This window comes from Microbacterium sp. NPDC087868 (assembly GCF_044900755.1).
Lineage (GTDB): Bacteria > Actinomycetota > Actinomycetes > Actinomycetales > Microbacteriaceae > Microbacterium > Microbacterium galbinum.
Genome location: NZ_JBJDNO010000001.1, coordinates 824,328 through 842,191, shown reverse-complemented (window position 1 = coordinate 842,191; position 17,864 = coordinate 824,328). Strand labels below are relative to the sequence as shown.

Below are 17,864 nucleotides of genomic sequence, written 5' to 3'. Positions count from 1 at the left end.
CGCTTACTCGGCGGACGAGACCGTCACGCCGGCCAGGTTGATGCGCGAGTTGATCGAGTCCTCGGGGAAGCCGGTGACGATCGGCGCGACCGCCGTGATCGTCTGGCCGTTGTACAGCCAGTCGGCCGCGTGGTCCTCCGAGACGATCCGCGCCGCCTGGGCGAGGAGATCGGCGGACTTGTCGGGGTCGACCTCGGCGAGGGCCTCGGCGTAGAGGCTCTGCACCTCGGCGTTGTCGTACCCGAAGTAGTAGTCCGGGTTCGCGAAGTTGCCGAAGTCACGCGGCTCGACGTGCAGCACGTAGCTGAGGTCGTAGTCGTGGTTCGTGTAGACGTCTTCGAGCCAGGTGGCGAACTCGACCGAGTCGACGTCGAGGGTGACGCCCACCTTCGCGAAGTCCGAGATGAGCACCTTCGGCACCGTGGTGCCGTAGAACGAGGGGATCGTGAGGGTCAGCTCGAGATCCTCCTGCCCGGCCTCCGCCAGGAGTTCCTTCGCGCGCTCGGGGTCGTAGGAGACGACATCGGAGAGGTCTTCGTAGCCCGGGTCGAGCTCGGGGATCGGTCCGTAGAGAGGGGTGCCCGCGCCGGCCGCCTCGATGAGCGCGTCGTGGTCGATCGCCAGGCGCAATGCCTCGCGCACGCGGACGTCGTCGAGCGGCGCCTTCGCGTTGTTGAACGCGAGCGTGGCCTTGTCGGTCGTGCGACCCGTGGTGAGGGTGAAATCTCCCGAGTCCTCGAGCTGCGACGCGAGGTTCGGGTCGACGGCGGTCAGCACGTCGACGTCGCCCGCGATCGCGGCGTTCACACCCGCGGTGAAGTCGGGGATGTACTGGAACTCGACCGACGCGACGCCGGCGGGCTCGCCCCAGTAGGCGTCGCTGCGCGCGAACGTGATCGTGCTGCCCTTGTTCCAGCGGGTGAGGGTGAAGGGGCCGGTGCCGTTCTCCGCCGTCTGCAGGTCGGTGGTGTCGCCGCTCTTGAACACCAGGCCGGCGGGACCGGTCAGGGCGAAGAGGAAGTTCTGGTTCGGCTCGGAGAGCACGATCTCGACGGTCTTCTCGTCGGGCGCGGTGATCGCGGAGACCGAGGCGAACTCCGCGTTGCCCTGGATGGTCTCGTCGGTGCGCACCTGCTCGTACGAGGCGACGACATCGGCCGACGTCAGGGGCGAGCCGTCGTGGAAGACCACTCCGTCGTTGAGGGTGAACGAGTAGGTCAGGCCGTCGTCGGAGACCGAGTAGTCCGAGGCGATGCGCGCCTCGATCTCGTTGTCCTGAGTGCGGGTGACCAGGCCCTCGTAGATGTTGTCGATGAGGATCTGCTCGAGTGCCGCGCCACTGGTGTGCCGGATGTCGAGGTTGGTCGGCTCGAGCACGAGACCCACGTGGAGGGTCGCGTCGGGGTCGACCTCACCGGTCGAGGTGGCGGCGGGCTGCGGACTGCCGGAGCACGCGCTGAGGATGACAGCGGTGGCGGCGAGCGCGGAGATGAGCGCTACGCGTCGGGAGCGTCGGAACATGATGGTTTCCTCTCGGTGCGGCAGGTGCTGTGTGCCGGTTGAACGAGCCTAGGGATGAGCGAGAAATCGAAGGGTGCGGTGTGGAACGCGACGTCACATTCCGTTTCACACCGACGCGGAGGCTGCGGCGACGAACTCGGCGAGCTCGACGGGAGCGGTCTCCTGAACGTTGTGGGTGGCATCGAACACCACGACGCGTGCGGTCGGGATGCGGCGCTGCAGGTCATCGGCATCCGCTTCGCTGACGAATCCCCGCGTCGCCCGGATCAAGGTCAGGGGAGCGCGGACGGCGGCGAGGTCGTCCCATCCCGTCTCGTGCAGGACGGACGGTGCCGCCGGGGTGCCCGGGGCGTGGGATGCGAGAGCCTGCGCGGCGAGGTGCGCGAAATGGTGCTTCCACTCGATGCGTCCGTCCGGTCGCACGCGGGTGTTCAGGAACACGCCTCGCTCGGTCTCGGGGCGTGTACCGCCGAACCCGAGCGCGATCGCCTTGTCGACGAGTTCATCGCGGGTCGCGAAGTCCACGGGCCCGGCGTAGAACTCGCGGAGGGCCGCGGGACCGGCGGAGGTGTCGATGCCGGGGGTGATGTCAACGACGATGAGCTCGGCGACGAGATCGGGGCGGCTCGCCGCCAGCGCCGCGCCGGTCAGGCCGCCCAGGGACTGTCCGACGACGATCTGCGGTACATCGGTCCAGGCATCGAGCGCCGCGGCCACGTCGACGGCGAGTGTGCGCGGCGTGTAGTCGAGGTCGTCGCGCCAGGACGAGTCTCCGTGCCCGGCGAGGTCGATCGCGAGGAGCGGGGTGCCGAGGGCGAGCGCTGTGGTGTCCCAGGTGTGCGCGTTCAGACCAGCACCGTGCAGTAGCGTCACACGGGCGGGTTCCGTCCCGAAGCGCAGCGCGCTGACCGTGCGGCCATCCGGCAGGGGGAGGGTGAGCCGTTCGACCGGGGGAACGGGGAGGCCGAGCGCCTCGGCCTGCGCGGGAAGATAGCTGAACTCGCTGATGTCGATCGCCACGCCCATATTCTGCGCCCCTGGAGCAAGCATCGCGAAATGGCGGACCAAAGTGAGCATCTAGAACCATCAAACGCTTGTCTAAAAGTTAAGCAAACAGCTTGCAGGATTGGCTTTGCGCATTTCTCGATGACGGGATGCGTCGGCCGTCCGACACCGGCAGCCGAATATCATGGAGTCATGAGCGAGACGCGAGTGCACCTCTCCAAGACCGAGCCGACCGCCTACCAGGCCCTCGATGCGTTCTCGCGCACCGTCGGAGAGATCTGCGCCGCCAATGGCATCGACGATCGTCTCAAGGAGCTCGTCATGATCCACTGCTCGCAGCTCAACGGCTGCGCCTACTGCACACGCATCCACGTCGACCGTGCCGAGGCTGCCGGTATCGACGCCGACACCATGATGCAGATCGCGACCTGGCGCGAGAGCGGCGTGTTCAGCGAGCGCGAACGCGCGGCGCTCGAACTCGCCGAGGCGTTCACGTTCATCTCGGAGGAGGGCGTGTCCGACGAGGTGTACAACCGCGTCGGTAGCGTGTTCACCGAGAAGGAGTACGCGGCCCTGAGCTGGGCGTGCGTGTCGATCAACGCGTTCAACCGCGTCGTGGTCGCCGGGCGATACCCCGTACCAGCCCGTTCGCCGCAGGCCCGGCCATGAGCGTGCTCGACGTCGGCGGCGTCAACAACGTACGCGACGTCGGCGGGATGCCGGCGGCAGGCGGTCGCATCCGTCAGGGCATCCTGTTGCGCTCCGGTCAGCTCTCCGGAGCGACGGCGAAGGGGGCCGAGGAGCTCCGCGGACGTGTCGCGCACATCGTCGATCTGCGCGACGGCGAGGAGGTGGCGGCGGAGCCCAGCGAGATCGTCGGTCCGGATACCACCCACCTCCCGCTGTTCCTGGGGTCCGTGCGCTCGTTCTTCGAGACCGACACGAGTCTCGAAGACCTCTACCTGCATCTCCTCGAGGAGAGCGGTGGGAGGCTCGTCGAGGCCATCCGCATCATCGCGGCGGGGGAGCCGACGCTCGTCCACTGCACGGTCGGCAAGGACCGCACGGGGGTGACGGTCGCACTGGCACTGTCGGCCGTGGGTGCCGATCGCGAGGCGGTGATCGAGGACTATGCGCTGACCGAGTCGCAACTCCCACCCGAGCGGAACCGACGGATCGCCGCATACCTGACCGAGCTCCACCCCGAAGCCGTCAACGCCGTCGCTCTCGCGACGCAGTCCCCGGCTCCGGTGATGCGCCGTCTTCTCGAGATGGTTGACGAGCGCTGGGGGTCGGCGGCCGACTATCTGCGGGCGCAGGGGATGACGGATGCCGAGCTCGCGGCGCTGACCGCGGCACTCGTCGAGCCCGTCGGCTGAGGCGAATCGCGGAGCAAGGTTAGGCATGCCTTCATCGGTGTTACGATGGAGGAACCATGGACACCTCGTTCGACATCCGCAGCACACGCGCAGCGCGCCGTGCCGCTCGTCAGCGCTCGCACCACCTCGTGACGGCCGATGAGAAGTCGCTCGTCGACCTCGAGATGTTCCTCTCCACGCTCCCGCTGTGCGCATCGGGTCGGATCTTCATCGAAGTTCCGACCGCTGCCGATATCCAGGTCATCGACGCGCCGGCACGCATGACCGTGACCTGGCTGGCACGCGCAGACCGCTCGGGTGCTCCGGGTTCCGGTCGTTCCTGCGCCCCGGGTCAGGCACTCGCGCGCGCCACGTGCGCGTGGGCCGACGAGATGCTCTGCGATGACGAGGTCTCCACCCAGGTCACGCTTCTCGGCGGTTACCTCGGCACCGCCGACATCGTCGATCACCTCACGACGAGCCTCGCGGTCGAGGCGACGTCGATCCACGCTCCCGAGCGCTTCGGTCTGCTCCCGATCGATCGCTGAACGTTCCGGTCGATCGCTGACCGTCAGCGGGAGCGGCGCACGTAGTTGCCGTCCTCCAGCCCGGCTTCGATCTCGAAGCGGTTGCGCAGCGGGTCGCGCCCGGCGACGAAGTAGAGCACCGGCATGAGGAAGCCGTACCGCAGCCACTGAGCCTTGTGGACCGCCTCGTGACGCAGGACGGCGTCGGTCGGACGCACGTCACCGGTGAGGAAGCATCCTCCGACGCACACGCCGCCGCGATTGAAGGTCCACGTGGGCATTCCCCGGAAGATCCAGAGTCCGCCGCGGCGTTCGACGGGGCCGGTGCTCCACAGCGACCCCCAGAGCCATCCCACGGCCGTCCCCCAGGCGTAGCCGATCCGGCTCACGGGGGAGCGGAGGAGGAAGGAGGGGATGCGGCGGTCGAAGCGTCGGCCGCGGGCCAGTGCCTCCTCGGCCGCGGGGCTCCAGTCCGTCGTCATGCGACGGCACCGATCAGACGCAGGATCGCACCGAGGTCGTCCACCGCGTCGGCGGGCGTGCGCGGGGCGAAGCCCGAGATCGTGGCACCCGCGAGCGGGATGTCTTCGCGGAGTCGGCGGATGGCCGAGGCGAGCGCCGCCGGGGTCGTGCCGAACGGCGCGGGATCGGAGACTCCGGTGATCTCGGCGGGATCGAGCACATCGACGTCGATGTGCACCCAGACACGTGAGGCGCCGGTCGCGCGGACGGCATCGAGCAGCGCGTCCGTGTCGTCGAGGTCGGCGACCTGCAGGTGGGCGAACGAAGAGATCTCGTCGACCTCGGCATCATCGAGGGCACGCATTCCGACCGTGACGATGCGTTCTCGGGGGAGGGCAGCGGTGAGCGCGAGTTGCGGCTCTCCCTCGCCCAGGATCGCGCGGAGCGCCATGCCGGAGAACGCCCCGGACGGAGAGGTCTCCGGCGTGTTCAGGTCGGCGTGAGCGTCGCACCACACCACGGCCAGGTCGTCGGTGCCGCCGGGCAGCGCGTCGAGGGCGGCGACGGTGATGCTGCAGTCTCCACCGATCAGCACGCTGTACTCGTCGGTGAGGTGCTCGCGGATCAGCTCGCGGGTGCGCAGCAGAGCGCTGAGCCGCCGCACACCGGTCCCCAGCGACTCGCCGGCTTCGACCGGCACGTCGAGGGTGGTCGTGCGGGCGCGCGGCAGGTCGCCGGCGATGGCCGATGCGCCGTCGACGAGGAGCATCGCGCGTGCGGCCGGTGATCCCTGCCATTGCGGGACGACGAGGAATCGCACCATGGGTGCCTCCCGGGAAAGAGGAAGTGCGGATGCCCCGGACGGTGAGTCCGGGGCATCCGCGGGGTGGATCAGTTGCCTTCGAGGGCCTGACGGGGAGCGGTGCCGCCGGCCTTCAGCTCGGCGAGGCGCGCCTCGACCTCGGTGAGCTCGCCGAGGTCCTCGAGGCTCTCGAACTGGGCGTCGAGGCTCGATGCCGCGAGCTCGATCTTGCCCTGCGCGATGGCCTCCTGACGGCGGACCTTGTCTTCGAAGCGGCCCAGCTCGCTCGTGGGATCGAGCACGTTGATCGATCCGACGGCGTCCTGCACCTTGGTCTGCGCCTCGGCGACCTTGGCGCGTGCGAGAAGCTCGCTGCGCTTGTTCTTGAGCTCGCCGAGCTTGTCCTTCATGCCGTTCAGGCCGCTCTTGAGCTTGTCGACGATCTCGGTCTGAGCGGCGATCTGCGGCTCTGCGCCGCGGGCCTCGCGCTCGGCGCTGATCTGACGCTGCAGCGCGATCTTCGCGAGGTTGTCGAACTTGTCGGCGTCGGCGGTGTCGCCGGAGCCGCGCATCTCATCGGCCTTGCGGCTGGCGGCGAGGGCCTTGTTGCCCCACTCGGTGGCCGACTGCACGTCTTCTTCGTGGTCGCGCTCGAGCAGGCGCAGGTTGCCGATCGTCTCGGCGATCGCGGACTCGGCATCGGCGATGCTGTTCGTGTAGTCGCGCACGAGCTGATCGATCATCTTCTGCGGGTCTTCGGCAGAGTCGAGGAGCGAGTTGATGTTCGCGCGGACGAGGGTCGAGATTCGTCCGAAGATGGACTGCTTGGTCATGCGAGGTTCCTTTCAGAGGGTCGGAATCGAAGTCTTGTCGAGTGGCCTATGAGGTTCAGAAGCGCCCACCTCCCGAGCGGCCGCTGCGCCCGCCGCTGGAGCGGCCGCCGCCGAAGCCCGAGCTGCGGAATCCACCGCCTCCGCTCGAGCGCCAGCCGCTGCTCCGGGAGGAGGATCGACTGCCACCACCTCCGCCCGCGAGGAGGCCGCCGATGATGCCGCCGAGGATGTCGCCACCGAGGCCGGAACCACCGGACGAGCCGGAGCCCCCGGAGCTTCCGAACGGTCCGCTGCCCCAGCCGTCGTATCCACGGGAGTCGTAGGCGGACACGTCGGCGGACGCGGAGGAGATCGCCTGTCGTGCGAGATCGAGGGCGCGGGTGGCCTCGGTGAGCGCGGCGTCGGGCGAGGTGGTGCGGAGGGCGACCGCCTGCGTGAGGCTCGCATCGGCCTGCGAGAGGCGGGTGCGGGCGGTGGACCCGACCGTTCCGCGTCGGGTCTCGATGAACTCCCGGGCGGTGCGGATCTCGGAGCCCGCCTGGGTCAGGGTCTGCTCGAGCATCTGCTCCGCGCGCCGAGTGCGCTCGAGCGCCTCGCGCCCCTGCGCGATCGCGGCATCGATCTGGGCGTTCGCGGCAGACAGGGCATCGAAAGCGCGCTGCGGATTGCGCGCTGTACCGGTGAGATCGGCCTGCGCGGCCTGCAGGTACTGCAGGGTCGTGGACGCGGCTGCGGAAAGTGCTCCGCCGGTGTCGGGGAGCTGCTGCGCGGCGGCGACATCGGACTGCAGCTCGGCCACGAGCGCCCGCGACTGTGTCTCGACGGCGGCGAGATCCGAGCCGAGGGCCGTGATCGCCTGCGCGAGTTGGGTCGCCTGGGCGACGGATTGCTCAGCCGTGCGGATGGCGAACGCCGCTTCGCCCGTGCGGCCGGCCGCGATCGCCTGGCCCGCCGCCTCGATCGCGTGGTCGGCGAGGCCCGCACGCTCCTGAGCCTGAACGGGGTTGTCGGCGACGGTGCTCAGCGCTTCGGCCGCGTAGGTCGCCGAGAGCGCCGCCAGGGCCGGCGCCGCTCCGGCGAGTACGGGCGCGAGTGCGGCGCGCTCGCGACGCACGCGTTCGAGTTCCTGCGGGGCGTTCTGCTCGAGCTTGCGGAGGGAGTCGAAGGCTTCGGTGTTCGCGTCGAGGACGTCGTCGATCTCGTCGGCGATCCGGATGATGCGGATGTTCCAGGCGCGCTGCTCGTGCACCGTGTCCTCGATCTCGTCATCGAGCTTCTGCTTGAGGTCGAAGGCCTCCGACAGCTTCGCCTTCGCCTGATCGACGGCGGTCGTGAACTCGGCCGTCGCGCTCTCACCGAACTGCGCGATCGCGAACCCCAGCTCCTCGCGGCTCGAGGTGATGGCGTCGTCGGCCTGCACGAGAGCGGAACCCGCCTGCGTCTGCACCTGCTCATCGGTCAGCGTCGAGAACGGGTCGGCGGGGTCCGGATGCTCCGGCATCGCCCCGCGCTTGCGGATCGCGGCCGCCCGGCGGCTCCGCCGGACGAGAGCGATGACCAGCCACGCCACGAGCGCGAGAGCGATGAGCCCGGCCACGACGAGGAACGCCTGCAGGGCGCCCGCGCCGCCATCGCCCTGGATCTCGTCGGCGGCGAGGAGTATCGCTCCGTCCCAGTCGTCCTGTGCGAGCAGGGGCTGGATCTCCTGCTCGATGTCGTCGAGGCGGGAGTTGCTCAACGGCCCGCCCTCGGCCGCGGAGATGTAGTAGCTGCGCTGATCGGTCGCGATCGCGAGCAGGTACTGATCGGGACCGAGGTTGCTGCGCGTCGCCGTCGTGTCCGCCCATTCGACGCGGTCGTTCGGCGAGGTGAACTCGTCGACGAAGACGACGAAGAGATCGGCGGACGAGTTCTCGGTGAGCTCCTGGAGCCGCGTTTCGACGGCGTCCTTCTCACTCGCGCTGAGGACACCCGCGGCATCGGTCACGTACCCCGAGTCGAGCGTGAGGGGATCGGTCGCGGAGGCGGCCCCGGAAGTGACAAGACCCGCCGCGACGGCGACGACCGCGGCGCTCAGCGCCAGCCACCGTGTCTTCATCGTTTTCCCTCCGACCGGCAGGCGAGCCCCATGCCCCGAGTCTATTCACACAGCCCGACACGCGACAGCATCCGAGAGCGGATCGCCGTTCGCCCTCAGCGGAGACGCATACGCTGGAAGGCATGGACGACAGGTACGGATCGGATGTGCTCGCATCGGGTTGGCGCGAGCGCGGTGCGAAGCAGGTGCCGACGGTCCCCGCCGAGCTCGATCTCGTCGTCGAGGTCGCCGACGACGGGTACTGCGGAGCGGTCACCCGCGTGCAGGGCGGAAACGTCGAACTCGAGGACTGGAAGGGCCGCAAGCGTCTGTTCCCGCTCGGCGGCGGCTTCCTCATCGAGGGCAGGCCTGTGCGGCTGGCGCCCCCGGTGCCGAAGACACAGGCACCGCAGCGCACGGCATCCGGATCCTTCGCCGTCGGAGACCAGCGCGCGCGCATCGCGTTGCCGAGCCGCATCCTCGTCGAGGGCAAGCACGACGCGGAGCTCGTCGAGAAGGTGTGGGGTGCCGATCTCCGCGTCGAGGGCGTCGTGGTCGAGTACCTGCAGGGCGTGGACCTCCTCGACGAGCTGCTCGCCGACGAGCCTCCGTCCGCGAAGCGGCGTTACGGCGTGCTCGTCGACCACCTCGTGCCGGGCTCGAAGGAGTCGAGGATCGCGGATGCCGTCGCCCGGGGGCCGCACGGGCGCCACGTGCGCATCGTCGGGCATCCGTTCGTCGACGTGTGGCAGTGCGTCACCCCGCGGGCACTCGGTATCACGCGCTGGCCCGAGATCCCGCGGGGCACGGACTGGAAGACCGGGATCTGCCGCGCCTTCGGATGGCCGCACGAGACCCAGGCCGACACCGCGCGTGCGTGGCAGCACATCCTGAGCAAGGTGCACAGCTACCGAGATCTCGAGCCGGCGCTGCTCGGCCGGGTGGAAGAACTCATCGACTTCGTGACGGAACCCGCGAGCTGACCCGCGCACCGGTCGAGGGGACGCACCCGGCTACCCTGGAAGCATGCCCGAACCCCGAACCTTCCGTGACGAGCCGGTGTCCTTCGTGCGCCGGAGCGGACGGATGTCCGAGGCGCAGGACCGCGCCTTCACCGACCTCGCCCCGCACTACCTGCTCGACGTGCCGCGGGCCGTCGCGTGGACCTCGGTGCACCCGGAGGCCCGCCTCGACGTGGCCGCCGAATACGGTCGCGACGCCCCTCTGATCGTCGAGATCGGCTCGGGGCAGGGGCACGCGATCGTCGCCGCTGCGGCGTCGCGGCCCGATGACGACTTCCTCGCCGTCGAGGTGTTCCGTGCAGGGCTCGCCCGCACCATGCTCGACGCCGACCGGGAGGGCGCGAAGAACCTGCGGGTCATCGAGGCGAACGCGCCCGAGGTGCTCTCGTCGTACCTGCCGGAGGCCGCCGCCGCGGAGACCTGGATCTTCTTCCCCGATCCGTGGCACAAGAAGAAGCACACGAAGCGTCGCCTCGTGCGTCCGGGATTCGCCGACAACGCGGCCAGGGCGCTCGTCGACGGCGGCCTGCTCCGTCTCGCGACGGACTGGGAGGACTACGCGCTGCAGATGCGCGAGGTGCTGGATGCCGAGCCGCTCTTCGAGCGCGCCTTCGAGGGGGAGTGGGCCGACCGCTTCGACGGACGCGTCATGACGGCCTTCGAGCGCAAGGGCATCGCGAAGGGGCGCGATATCCGCGACCTCGTCTACCGACGTCGCCCGCGCCCGTGACCGACGTGCGGAGCGACGTGCGCACCCGGGGCATCGTCCCGGCGGTGCTCGTCTGCGCCGCTGCGCCGGCGTTCTTCGTGGCGGAGATCGCCTGGCTCGGATGGGTGCTGCTGGCGATCGGGATCGGCGTCTCCTGGGCGATCGAACGCGGACGGGTCACGGCATCCGCCCCCTCGCTCACGCGCGACCTCTCGCTCATCGCCCTCGGCCTGCTCGTCGTGAGTGTGATCCCGCTGGCCGCCGAACTCGACAACCTTGCGATGCTGCGCTTCACCCTCGCGCTCGGCGGCGCGGTCGCTCTGCCCTATCTCGTGTCGCGCTTCGTCTATCGCGACCGGGCGATCTCTTTCCCGTGGCGGGCGCACCGCCGGTGGGGCCGGTTGCAGTGGGGCTGGCTCGTCGCCGTCCTCGTGCTCGGCTGGCTGATCCTGCCGTTCTACTTCATCACGAGCGGCGTCTACGCCAACTGGCCCGTCGTCGACACCCCCGATCTGATCGCGCGCCTCTTCGTCGGCGTCGGTGCGGTCGGCATCTGGGACGAGCTGTTCTTCATCTGCACCGTCTTCGCCCTGCTGCGCCGGCACTTCCCGGACGCGGTGGCGAACGTGCTGCAGTCGATCGTGTTCGTCTCGTTCCTCTGGGAACTCGGCTACCGGGAGTGGGGCCCTCTCCTGACGATCCCGTTCGCACTGCTGCAGGGGTTCATCTTCTTGCGCACCCATTCGCTCGCCTACGTGGTTACAGTGCACCTGCTGTTCGACGCCGTCGTCTTCGCCGTTCTGGTGCACGCGCACAATCCCGGACTGCTGCCGATCTTCCTCGTCTGAGGCCGCGCGCGAGGGCGCGAGTCTGCGACAATCGGAGGATGCTCATCGCCGGACTCGTCCTCGCCGCGGCCGCTGCCGCCTTCCACGTCTTCATCTTCGCGCTCGAGTCGCTGAAGTGGACCGAGCCCGAGACCCGCAAGATCTTCGGCGTCGCCAGCGAGGCGGATGCCGTCACGATGAAGCAGCTCGCCTTCAACCAGGGTTTCTACAATCTGTTCCTGGCGCTCACGACCCTCTTCGGCATCGGGTTCACGATGTTCGGGTTCGTCACGATCGGGCTGACCCTGGTCTTCGCCGGCACCGGGATGATGCTGGCCGCCGCTCTCGTGCTCGTGCTCGCGGACCGGACGAAGGCGCGTGCTGCGGCGATGCAGGGCACCCTGCCGCTCCTCGCGGTCGTCGTCACCGCGATCGGTGCATCGCTCGCCTGATCGCGGCACCGGATCGCCGGACGCCCGTCAGGCGCGCACGACGGCGGCGACGGCGCTGATCTCGATCAGCGCGCCGGGAACGCCGAGCGCGGAGACGATCGCGGCGGTCACCAGCGGAGGCTCGCCGTCTCGCGCGAGCCGTGAGGCGACCGCGCCGTAGGCGGCGCGAAGATCCGCATCCTGGTGGATCAGCACCGTCCAGCTGATCACGTCGTCGAGCGTCGCCTCGACCGCCGCCAGAGCGATCGCCGCATTCTCGACCGCGCGGATCGACTGCTCTGCGGCGTCGTCGGAGACGATCTTCCCGGACTCGTCGACGCCGTTCTGGCCGCCGACGTGGATCGTCGTCGCTCCCGGCGGGACGACCGCGACGTGGCTGAACGCGGGACTCATGACGAGCCCTGCCGGTCTGATCAGTGAGATGTCCATGAACGCAGTATGGGCCGGGTCGCCGACATCGGCGACCCGGCCCATACCGGTCGGAGGGCGTCAGAAGCGCAGCAGCACCTTGCCGACACGACCGGGGGTCTTGCTCAGGCGAACGGCATCCGCGACGTCGGCGGCGTCGAAGGTGCCGGCGACCGGGAGGGTGAGCGTACCGTCGGTGACGCGCTGGATCAGCTCGGTGAACAGTGCTCCGCGGGTGGACGCATCCATCGTCTGGATGACCTTGCTGCCCCAGAAGCCCTTCACCGTCGCCTGCTTGAAGATCACATCGGACGAGGCGATCTCCATGACGGGGGAGTTCATCGCGCCGAAGGCCACGAGCGTGCCGCCCTCGCCGATCAGCGACAGCACGTCGCCCGCCGACGATCCGCCGACCGAGTCGACCCCGGCGATGATCGCGGCACCGCCGGTCAGCGCGGCGGCCTGCTCGCGCCAATCCGTCTGGTCGGTCGCGATGACGTTCTCGATGCCCTGCGCGCGCAGCTCGTCGACGCCGGCCGAGCGCCGCACGAGGCCGAGCACGTTCACGCCGCGTGCGGCGCCGAGCTGGGCGAGCATGCGCCCGACGGCGCCGTTCGCCGCGTTCTGGACGATCCAGTCGCCCTCGTTCACATCGAGGAACTGCAGCAGGCTGATCGTGCTGAAGGGCATCGAGACCAGCTGCGCGGCGCTCTCATCGGAGAGGCCGTCGGGCACGGGGATGAGCCCTGCGGCGTTCGCGACGATGTACTCGGCCCAGGCGCCGAAGGTGCCACCCGTCGCGACACGCTGGCCGACGACGAGATGCTCGACGCCGTCGCCGAGGGCATCGACGACGCCGAGCGCCTCGGTGCCGGAGGCGGCGGGCAGCTCGGGCTTGAACCCGTAGGTGCCGCGCACCGTCCACAGATCGTGGTTGTGGATGGGGGAGAGGGCGACGCGCAGACGGACCTGGCCGGGCCCCGGCTGGGGAACGGGTCGCTCCTCGAGGGCGAGGACGTCTTCGGCTTCTCCGAAGGTGTGGTGGATGAGTGCGTGCATGGAGTTGCTCCTTCGGTCTCAGTCGTCGGAGACGGTGATCGTGACGTCGATGTTGCCGCGGGTCGCATTCGAATACGGGCACACCTGGTGCGCAGCATCCGCGAGGGCCTGCGCCTGCTCGTGGGGGAGCGTGGGGATCACGACCTCGAGTTCGACGGCGAGGCCGAAGCCGCCCTGGCCGTTCGAACCGATGTGCACGCGCGCGCCGACCGAGGAGTCCTCGATCTGGACCTTCTGCGCCCGGGCGACGGACTGCAGCGCGGAGTGGAAGCAGGCCGCGTAGCCGGCGGCGAACAACTGCTCGGGGTTCGCCCCGTCGCCGCTGCCGCCCATCGCCTTCGGAATGGCGAGATCGAACTCGACGCGACGGTCGTCGGTGGCGACGTGTCCGTTGCGGCCGGCGCCGGTGGCGAGTGCTTCGGCGGTGTACAGAGCTTCCATGGGTGTGTTTCCTTCCGGGAGGGTGGTCATTCGGAGCCGCGGGCGCGTGCGGCGTCGGCGGGAGTCGGGGTGGATGCCTGGAGGAGGCGCGTCAACTCGTGGAGCTCGGCGATCAGACGCAGCCGGTGCGCGTCGTCGTGGATGCCGGAGAACCCGGCGACCTCGGCCGGGATCTTCGCCAGGTCGCCGCGGAGCTCCTGACCCTCCGCCGTGAGCTGCACGGTCACGACCCGCTCGTCGGCGGAGCTGCGCTGCTTGCGCACGAGCCCCGACTGCTCGAGGCGTCGCACGAGCGGGGAGAGCGTGCCGGAGTCGAGTTGCATCGCCTCGCCGAGCGATCCGATGGTCTGCTCGCCCTCGTGCCAGAGGATGGCGAGCACGAGGTACTGCGGGTAGGTGAGGCCCCACGGGGCGAGCAATGTCCGGTACGCCTGGGTGGTCGCGCGTGCGGCGGAGTAGAGGGAGAAGCACACCATCTCGTCTGTCACAGCCATGCGTCAAGTATTGCACGCGATTAGATTGTGCACAATTGAATTGAAGGAGACTATCCCGCGGACTCGGGAGCGCGGCGCCGACGGACCTCGATCTCGGTCGGGATGCCGCGCGAGAAGAACAGTGACAGCAGGCTGATGACGATGAGTCCGAAGAAGGCGATGCGCAAGGATGACAACTGCGAGTCGCGGTAGATCTCGGCCAGTTGCTCTGCAGCAGCGTCGTCCAGACCGGCATCCTCGGCGATCTGCGCCACATCTGCGGCGGGGACGATCTTCACGCCGTTCTGCGTCGAGGTGCTCACCGTCTGCTTCGTCTCGGTGGGCAGGTCGCTGCCGGCGACTCCCGACGCGAACGATGTCGACAGCGCGCCGATCAGGATCGAACCGATCAGCGCGGTGCCGAGCGACGAACCGAGGTTCTGGAACACGCCCTGCAGACCGCCCACCTCGCTCGTCTCCTTCTCGGTGACGCTCGACATGTTCACATTGCCCAGCTGCGAGGCGAGCAGGCCCAGGGCCGCTCCCGAGAGGAACATCCCGAGCGCGAAGAGACCTCCGCGGAGATCGCTCGTCGCGGAACCGAGCAGGATGAACGCGCTGAAGACGAGCAGGAGCTGGCCGGTGCGCACGATCGCTCGCGGCGACATCCTCTTCGAGAGTGCGGTGCCGACGATCGAGAAGAGCACGAGCGCGACCGACAACGGGAAGATCCGGATCCCCGTCTGCAGTGCGTCGAGCCCCAACGTCATCTGCAGATAGACCGGGACCATGAAGAAGAGCCCGGCCGTCACCGTGTACTGCGCGCCGAGCACTGCGAGTCCGCTGCGCAGGGAGGTGAGGGTGAACATCTCGACGTTGAGCAGCGGCGGGCGGGCTGTACGGACGAGTCGACGCTGACGGACGACGAAGAGGGTGAGGAAGGCCACCCCCGCCACGATGAACCACGCGGTCAGCGAGATGCCGAGGGGAGCGACGCTCACGCCGCCGATCACCGGGATCTTCAGGGGGAGGATCCAGCCCCAGGTCTTGCTCTGCAGCATCCCGAGCACGACGAGGACGAGCCCCGCCGATGACAGGCCGACGCTGAGCACATCGATGCGGATGGGCCGGCGGCGGGTGGCGTCGGTGATGATCCGCGCGCACAGCACGACACCGAGCATGATGACGACTTCGGCGACGAAGACATAACGCCAATCGAAGTAGGTCGTGACGAAGCCGCCGATCAGCGGGCCGGCGGCGACGGCTGCGCCGGACACCGCGCCCACGACCGCGAAAGCGGTCACCCGGTCGCGGCCGTGGTAGTTGTCGGCGACGAGCGCGGCGATCGCCGGGATGACCAGCACCGCACCGAGTCCTTCGATCACCGACCAACCGAGGAAGAGGGTCTGCACGTTCGGGCTCAATGCCGTGACCAGCGAACCGACGGCGTAGACGCACGAACCGATGACGAAAGCCCGGCGACGCCCCCATACGTCTCCGAGCTTGGCGCCGAGCAGCATGAACGCGGCCATCGTGAGCGTGTAGAAGGTGATGGCGCCCTGCATGGCGGCGACGGTCGTGCCGAGGTCATCGACGACGGTCGAGATGGAGACGTTCATGACCGTTCCGTCGAGCACCATCACGAACTGCGCGCAGCCGAGCATGAGGACGACGTTCCACTTCTTCATGGGGTCTCCTTCGTCGGTGTCGGTGTCGACTGACCGGCGGTGCGCATGCCACTGGCGCCGCGCATGATGCGGGCGACCGCGGTGATGAGGAAGAGCTGCCCGGTGATCGCCTCGGTCACGGCGATCGCCTGCCCGTTCGCGCCCACCGGCACGAGGTTGCCGTAGCCGGTCGTCGTGAGCGTGGTGAAGGAGAAGAACAGCTGATTCGCGAGAGAGTCCTCGCCGGTGTCGCCGAAGAGGGGCGCCTGCGAGACCAGCGCCAGCAGGTTGAACGCGAACGCGAAGAACAGGCCGACGAGCACGTATGCGGCGATGGTGGCGAGCAGCGCCTCGAGATTGAGCCCGCGTCGCTTCACCTGATGGCCGATGATCGCGGTCGGAGACACGAGGAGAGCGAGCAACGTGGCGGCCGAGAGCACGATGTCGAGGACATGTCCTTTCGCCCCGAGGAGGGACGCCGCGATCGTCACCGCGGCGGATACCGCGAGGATCACCCAGCTGGCGCGCTGGACAGCCGTGCGCACATCGGTGATCCGGAACACCACGGCGACGGTGACGAGGATGATGAGGAAAGCGAGCGGACTCGGGTCAGGAGTGCGCTGGGCCGCGGAGAGAGCGTACGACGCCACGAGCAGCACGATGACGAGCGCGTATCCCGCGACACCGTCGATCTGCCCGATGTCCCACCGCGACCTGCGCGCTCGTGCGGCCGACGAGCTCCGCCGCGTCGTCGTCACGACGCCGATCCCGTCGACTCATCGGAGGGGAGCCGCCCCGAATCCAGAGCAGCCCGGAACGATGCGAAGTCCTGCTCGTTCTGATCCGCATACGAGTCGGCGAATGCGCACACGGCAGCCTCGAACCCGCGGCCCCGCCCGAGGTAGCCCGCGACCGCCAGCCGGTCTCCACCTCGCGCGTGGGCGCGGGCGAGCGTCTCGCCGCAGACTCGCGCGTAGAGTGCCGCGCCCCGCGGTGTCATGGTCTCGGGATCGATGCCGCCCTTCCAATCGTGAAGCTGGCGCACGGAGAAGTCCCGGCTGCGACCATCGAGACCGATGATGCGTTGCCACCCGAGGAAGATGTCGCTGGACGCCTGCATGAGGCGCTGCCCCCGCACGACCCGCTCGCCGGCGTTGTCGTATGCGCTCGGTTCGAGGAAACGTTCGAGCACGGAAGGCTGCGCCTCCTTGGCCTGCAGAAGCAGGGGATCATCGTCATCGCGACCGCTGAGCAGGATCACCCAGGCGCGGGTGCCGACGCTGCCGAGGCCCACGACCTTGCGTGCCATATGCCGGTAGCGGTACTCGGTGATCGGATGCCGGTCGCCGATGAGCGTGCGCTGATAGGCATCGAGGACCTCGCGCATGATGCCCACTTCGTCGGATGCGGCATCCGTCCCCGCGGCGAGATCCTCGATCGGCACGATCAACGGAAGGTTCGCGATGATGCGCAATCGTCCGTCGACGGTCTCGACCAGTTTGGAGAACGACCGCCGTCTGTCCCGCTTGCGTGCCTTCGACAGGGCGGCGTCCAGCCGGGCGACGGCTTCGTCATCCGCTCGCTGCCGTCGACGTTCGGATCGGATGCGCCGGCGCGCTCGCTCGGCATCGAATCGGTCGTACCAGGCATCGAGGACGGAGGCCTCGGCGGCATGGGCGATCGTGACCCGGTAACCGCGGACGGCCGCGGCGACGCAGCCACGGGTCGCCGACGGGGAGAACCCGCGCTGCCGTCCGGCCACGGCGAAGCTGGCAGCGAGTCGCTTCACGTCCCATTCGAACGGGCCGGGAAGCGTCTCGTCGAAGTCGTTCATGTCGAAGATGAGCTGCCTTTCCGGGGTTCCGAAGACTCCGAAGTTCGACAGGTGCGCATCACCGCAGAGCTGCACGATGATGCCGCTGTGAGGCATGGTCGCCAGATCGGACGCCATGAGCAGCGCGGCTCCGCGGTAGAAGGCGAACGGCGAGGTCGCCATGCGCTCGTACCGCAGCGGTACGAGTTCGGCGACTCGGGATTCCGCCTGCTCTTCGAGCAGCGATATCGGGTCGATGCGATCGGGCGGCGAGACCCACGGTCCCTGCCCCGATCGCGGGGCCCGTGCGCGCGCGTCTCGGCCCCTGCTGCGTCGAAGAACGAATTCGGGTGCGACCGCGGTCGGTGGTTCGGAGGAGCGCACGTCGGAGCCCGGGTTCTCGCCCAT

The 17,864-nt window shown here is 68.9% G+C and carries 20 protein-coding genes; 7 read left to right on the top strand and 13 right to left on the bottom strand.

All coding sequences use genetic code 11. The annotated features are described in order from the left end of the window. Positions 1-3: 3 nt before the first annotated feature. Positions 4-1,521 carry an ABC transporter substrate-binding protein gene (locus tag ACI2JZ_RS04215; protein ID WP_404596595.1) on the bottom strand — a complete coding sequence of 506 codons (1,518 nt, stop codon included), beginning with the start codon at positions 1,519-1,521 and terminating at the stop codon, positions 4-6. Between the two features lie 105 nt (positions 1,522-1,626). Next, positions 1,627-2,547, bottom strand: a complete 921-nt coding sequence (locus ACI2JZ_RS04210; protein WP_404596594.1) for an alpha/beta fold hydrolase — start codon at positions 2,545-2,547, stop codon at positions 1,627-1,629. 171 nt (positions 2,548-2,718) lie between these two features. Here ACI2JZ_RS04210 and ACI2JZ_RS04205 point away from each other — a divergent pair, with 171 nt between their 5' ends. The 3 genes from ACI2JZ_RS04205 to ACI2JZ_RS04195 are packed head-to-tail and all read left to right on the top strand — an operon-like array spanning position 2,719 to position 4,432. Beyond that, positions 2,719-3,195 carry a carboxymuconolactone decarboxylase family protein gene (locus ACI2JZ_RS04205; RefSeq protein WP_247622822.1) on the top strand — a complete coding sequence of 159 codons (477 nt, stop codon included), beginning with the start codon at positions 2,719-2,721 and terminating at the stop codon, positions 3,193-3,195. Further along, on the top strand, positions 3,192-3,905 hold the full coding sequence (locus ACI2JZ_RS04200) for a tyrosine-protein phosphatase (RefSeq protein ID WP_247622821.1): 714 nt from the start codon (positions 3,192-3,194) through the stop codon (positions 3,903-3,905). The genes ACI2JZ_RS04205 and ACI2JZ_RS04200 overlap by 4 nt, the downstream gene beginning before the upstream one ends. Positions 3,906-3,961: 56 nt before the next feature. Further along, positions 3,962-4,432, top strand: a complete 471-nt coding sequence (locus ACI2JZ_RS04195; RefSeq protein ID WP_336640581.1) for an SIP domain-containing protein — start codon at positions 3,962-3,964, stop codon at positions 4,430-4,432. Positions 4,433-4,455: 23 nt separating this feature from the next. Here the strand turns inward: ACI2JZ_RS04195 and ACI2JZ_RS04190 are convergent, their stop codons facing one another. The 4 genes from ACI2JZ_RS04190 to ACI2JZ_RS04175 form a co-directional block, all read right to left on the bottom strand. After that, a complete protein-coding gene (locus ACI2JZ_RS04190; protein ID WP_404596593.1) occupies positions 4,456-4,893 on the bottom strand; it encodes a Fe-S oxidoreductase in 438 nt (145 codons plus the stop codon). Continuing rightward, positions 4,890-5,696 (bottom strand): arginase family protein, encoded by an 807-nt coding sequence (locus ACI2JZ_RS04185; RefSeq protein WP_247622818.1) that lies wholly within the window; start codon positions 5,694-5,696, stop codon positions 4,890-4,892. Before ACI2JZ_RS04185 ends, ACI2JZ_RS04190 begins: the two co-directional genes overlap by 4 nt. Before the next feature lie 68 nt (positions 5,697-5,764). Beyond that, entirely contained in the window at positions 5,765-6,508 is a 744-nt protein-coding gene (locus tag ACI2JZ_RS04180; RefSeq protein ID WP_247622817.1) for a PspA/IM30 family protein, read from the bottom strand. A 55-nt stretch (positions 6,509-6,563) separates the two neighbouring features. Then, the gene (locus tag ACI2JZ_RS04175) at positions 6,564-8,606 is read right to left on the bottom strand and encodes a TPM domain-containing protein (RefSeq protein WP_404596592.1); all 2,043 of its coding nucleotides are present in this window, start codon (positions 8,604-8,606) and stop codon (positions 6,564-6,566) included. 122 nt (positions 8,607-8,728) lie between these two features. On the opposite strand from ACI2JZ_RS04175, the gene ACI2JZ_RS04170 reads away from it, so the two are divergent. From ACI2JZ_RS04170 to ACI2JZ_RS04155, 4 genes are read left to right on the top strand one after another with little or no spacing between them, the layout of a single operon-like run. Further along, positions 8,729-9,568: a DUF3097 domain-containing protein gene (locus ACI2JZ_RS04170; protein ID WP_404596591.1), complete on the top strand. Its 840-nt coding sequence runs from the start codon at positions 8,729-8,731 to the stop codon at positions 9,566-9,568. Positions 9,569-9,611: 43 nt separating this feature from the next. After that, positions 9,612-10,337 carry a tRNA (guanosine(46)-N7)-methyltransferase TrmB gene (gene trmB / locus ACI2JZ_RS04165; RefSeq protein ID WP_336640576.1) on the top strand — a complete coding sequence of 242 codons (726 nt, stop codon included), beginning with the start codon at positions 9,612-9,614 and terminating at the stop codon, positions 10,335-10,337. A gap of 5 nt (positions 10,338-10,342) precedes the next feature. After that, entirely contained in the window at positions 10,343-11,164 is an 822-nt protein-coding gene (locus tag ACI2JZ_RS04160; RefSeq protein WP_372491579.1) for a CPBP family intramembrane glutamic endopeptidase, read from the top strand. Between the two features lie 38 nt (positions 11,165-11,202). Beyond that, complete coding sequence (locus ACI2JZ_RS04155; RefSeq protein WP_336640575.1) at positions 11,203-11,595, top strand: DUF1304 domain-containing protein; 393 nt, start codon at positions 11,203-11,205, stop codon at positions 11,593-11,595. Between the two features lie 27 nt (positions 11,596-11,622). Here ACI2JZ_RS04155 and ACI2JZ_RS04150 read toward each other — a convergent pair whose 3' ends face one another. Genes ACI2JZ_RS04150 through ACI2JZ_RS04120 form a run of 7 tightly spaced genes read right to left on the bottom strand, consistent with a single transcriptional unit; the run spans position 11,623 to position 17,864 of the window. Continuing rightward, positions 11,623-12,024 carry a RidA family protein gene (locus ACI2JZ_RS04150; protein ID WP_404596590.1) on the bottom strand — a complete coding sequence of 134 codons (402 nt, stop codon included), beginning with the start codon at positions 12,022-12,024 and terminating at the stop codon, positions 11,623-11,625. Positions 12,025-12,084: 60 nt separating this feature from the next. After that, positions 12,085-13,062 carry a zinc-binding dehydrogenase gene (locus ACI2JZ_RS04145; RefSeq protein ID WP_404596589.1) on the bottom strand — a complete coding sequence of 326 codons (978 nt, stop codon included), beginning with the start codon at positions 13,060-13,062 and terminating at the stop codon, positions 12,085-12,087. An 18-nt stretch (positions 13,063-13,080) separates the two neighbouring features. Continuing rightward, on the bottom strand, positions 13,081-13,503 hold the full coding sequence (locus tag ACI2JZ_RS04140) for an organic hydroperoxide resistance protein (RefSeq protein WP_247622809.1): 423 nt from the start codon (positions 13,501-13,503) through the stop codon (positions 13,081-13,083). Positions 13,504-13,529: 26 nt separating this feature from the next. Beyond that, positions 13,530-13,997 carry a MarR family winged helix-turn-helix transcriptional regulator gene (locus ACI2JZ_RS04135; RefSeq protein ID WP_404596588.1) on the bottom strand — a complete coding sequence of 156 codons (468 nt, stop codon included), beginning with the start codon at positions 13,995-13,997 and terminating at the stop codon, positions 13,530-13,532. A gap of 50 nt (positions 13,998-14,047) precedes the next feature. Further along, the gene (locus tag ACI2JZ_RS04130; protein WP_404596587.1) at positions 14,048-15,664 is read right to left on the bottom strand and encodes an MFS transporter; all 1,617 of its coding nucleotides are present in this window, start codon (positions 15,662-15,664) and stop codon (positions 14,048-14,050) included. Further along, positions 15,661-16,401 carry an ion channel gene (locus tag ACI2JZ_RS04125; protein ID WP_404596586.1) on the bottom strand — a complete coding sequence of 247 codons (741 nt, stop codon included), beginning with the start codon at positions 16,399-16,401 and terminating at the stop codon, positions 15,661-15,663. Before ACI2JZ_RS04125 ends, ACI2JZ_RS04130 begins: the two co-directional genes overlap by 4 nt. After that, positions 16,398-17,864 carry a DUF2252 domain-containing protein gene (locus tag ACI2JZ_RS04120; protein WP_404596585.1) on the bottom strand — a complete coding sequence of 489 codons (1,467 nt, stop codon included), beginning with the start codon at positions 17,862-17,864 and terminating at the stop codon, positions 16,398-16,400. Before ACI2JZ_RS04120 ends, ACI2JZ_RS04125 begins: the two co-directional genes overlap by 4 nt.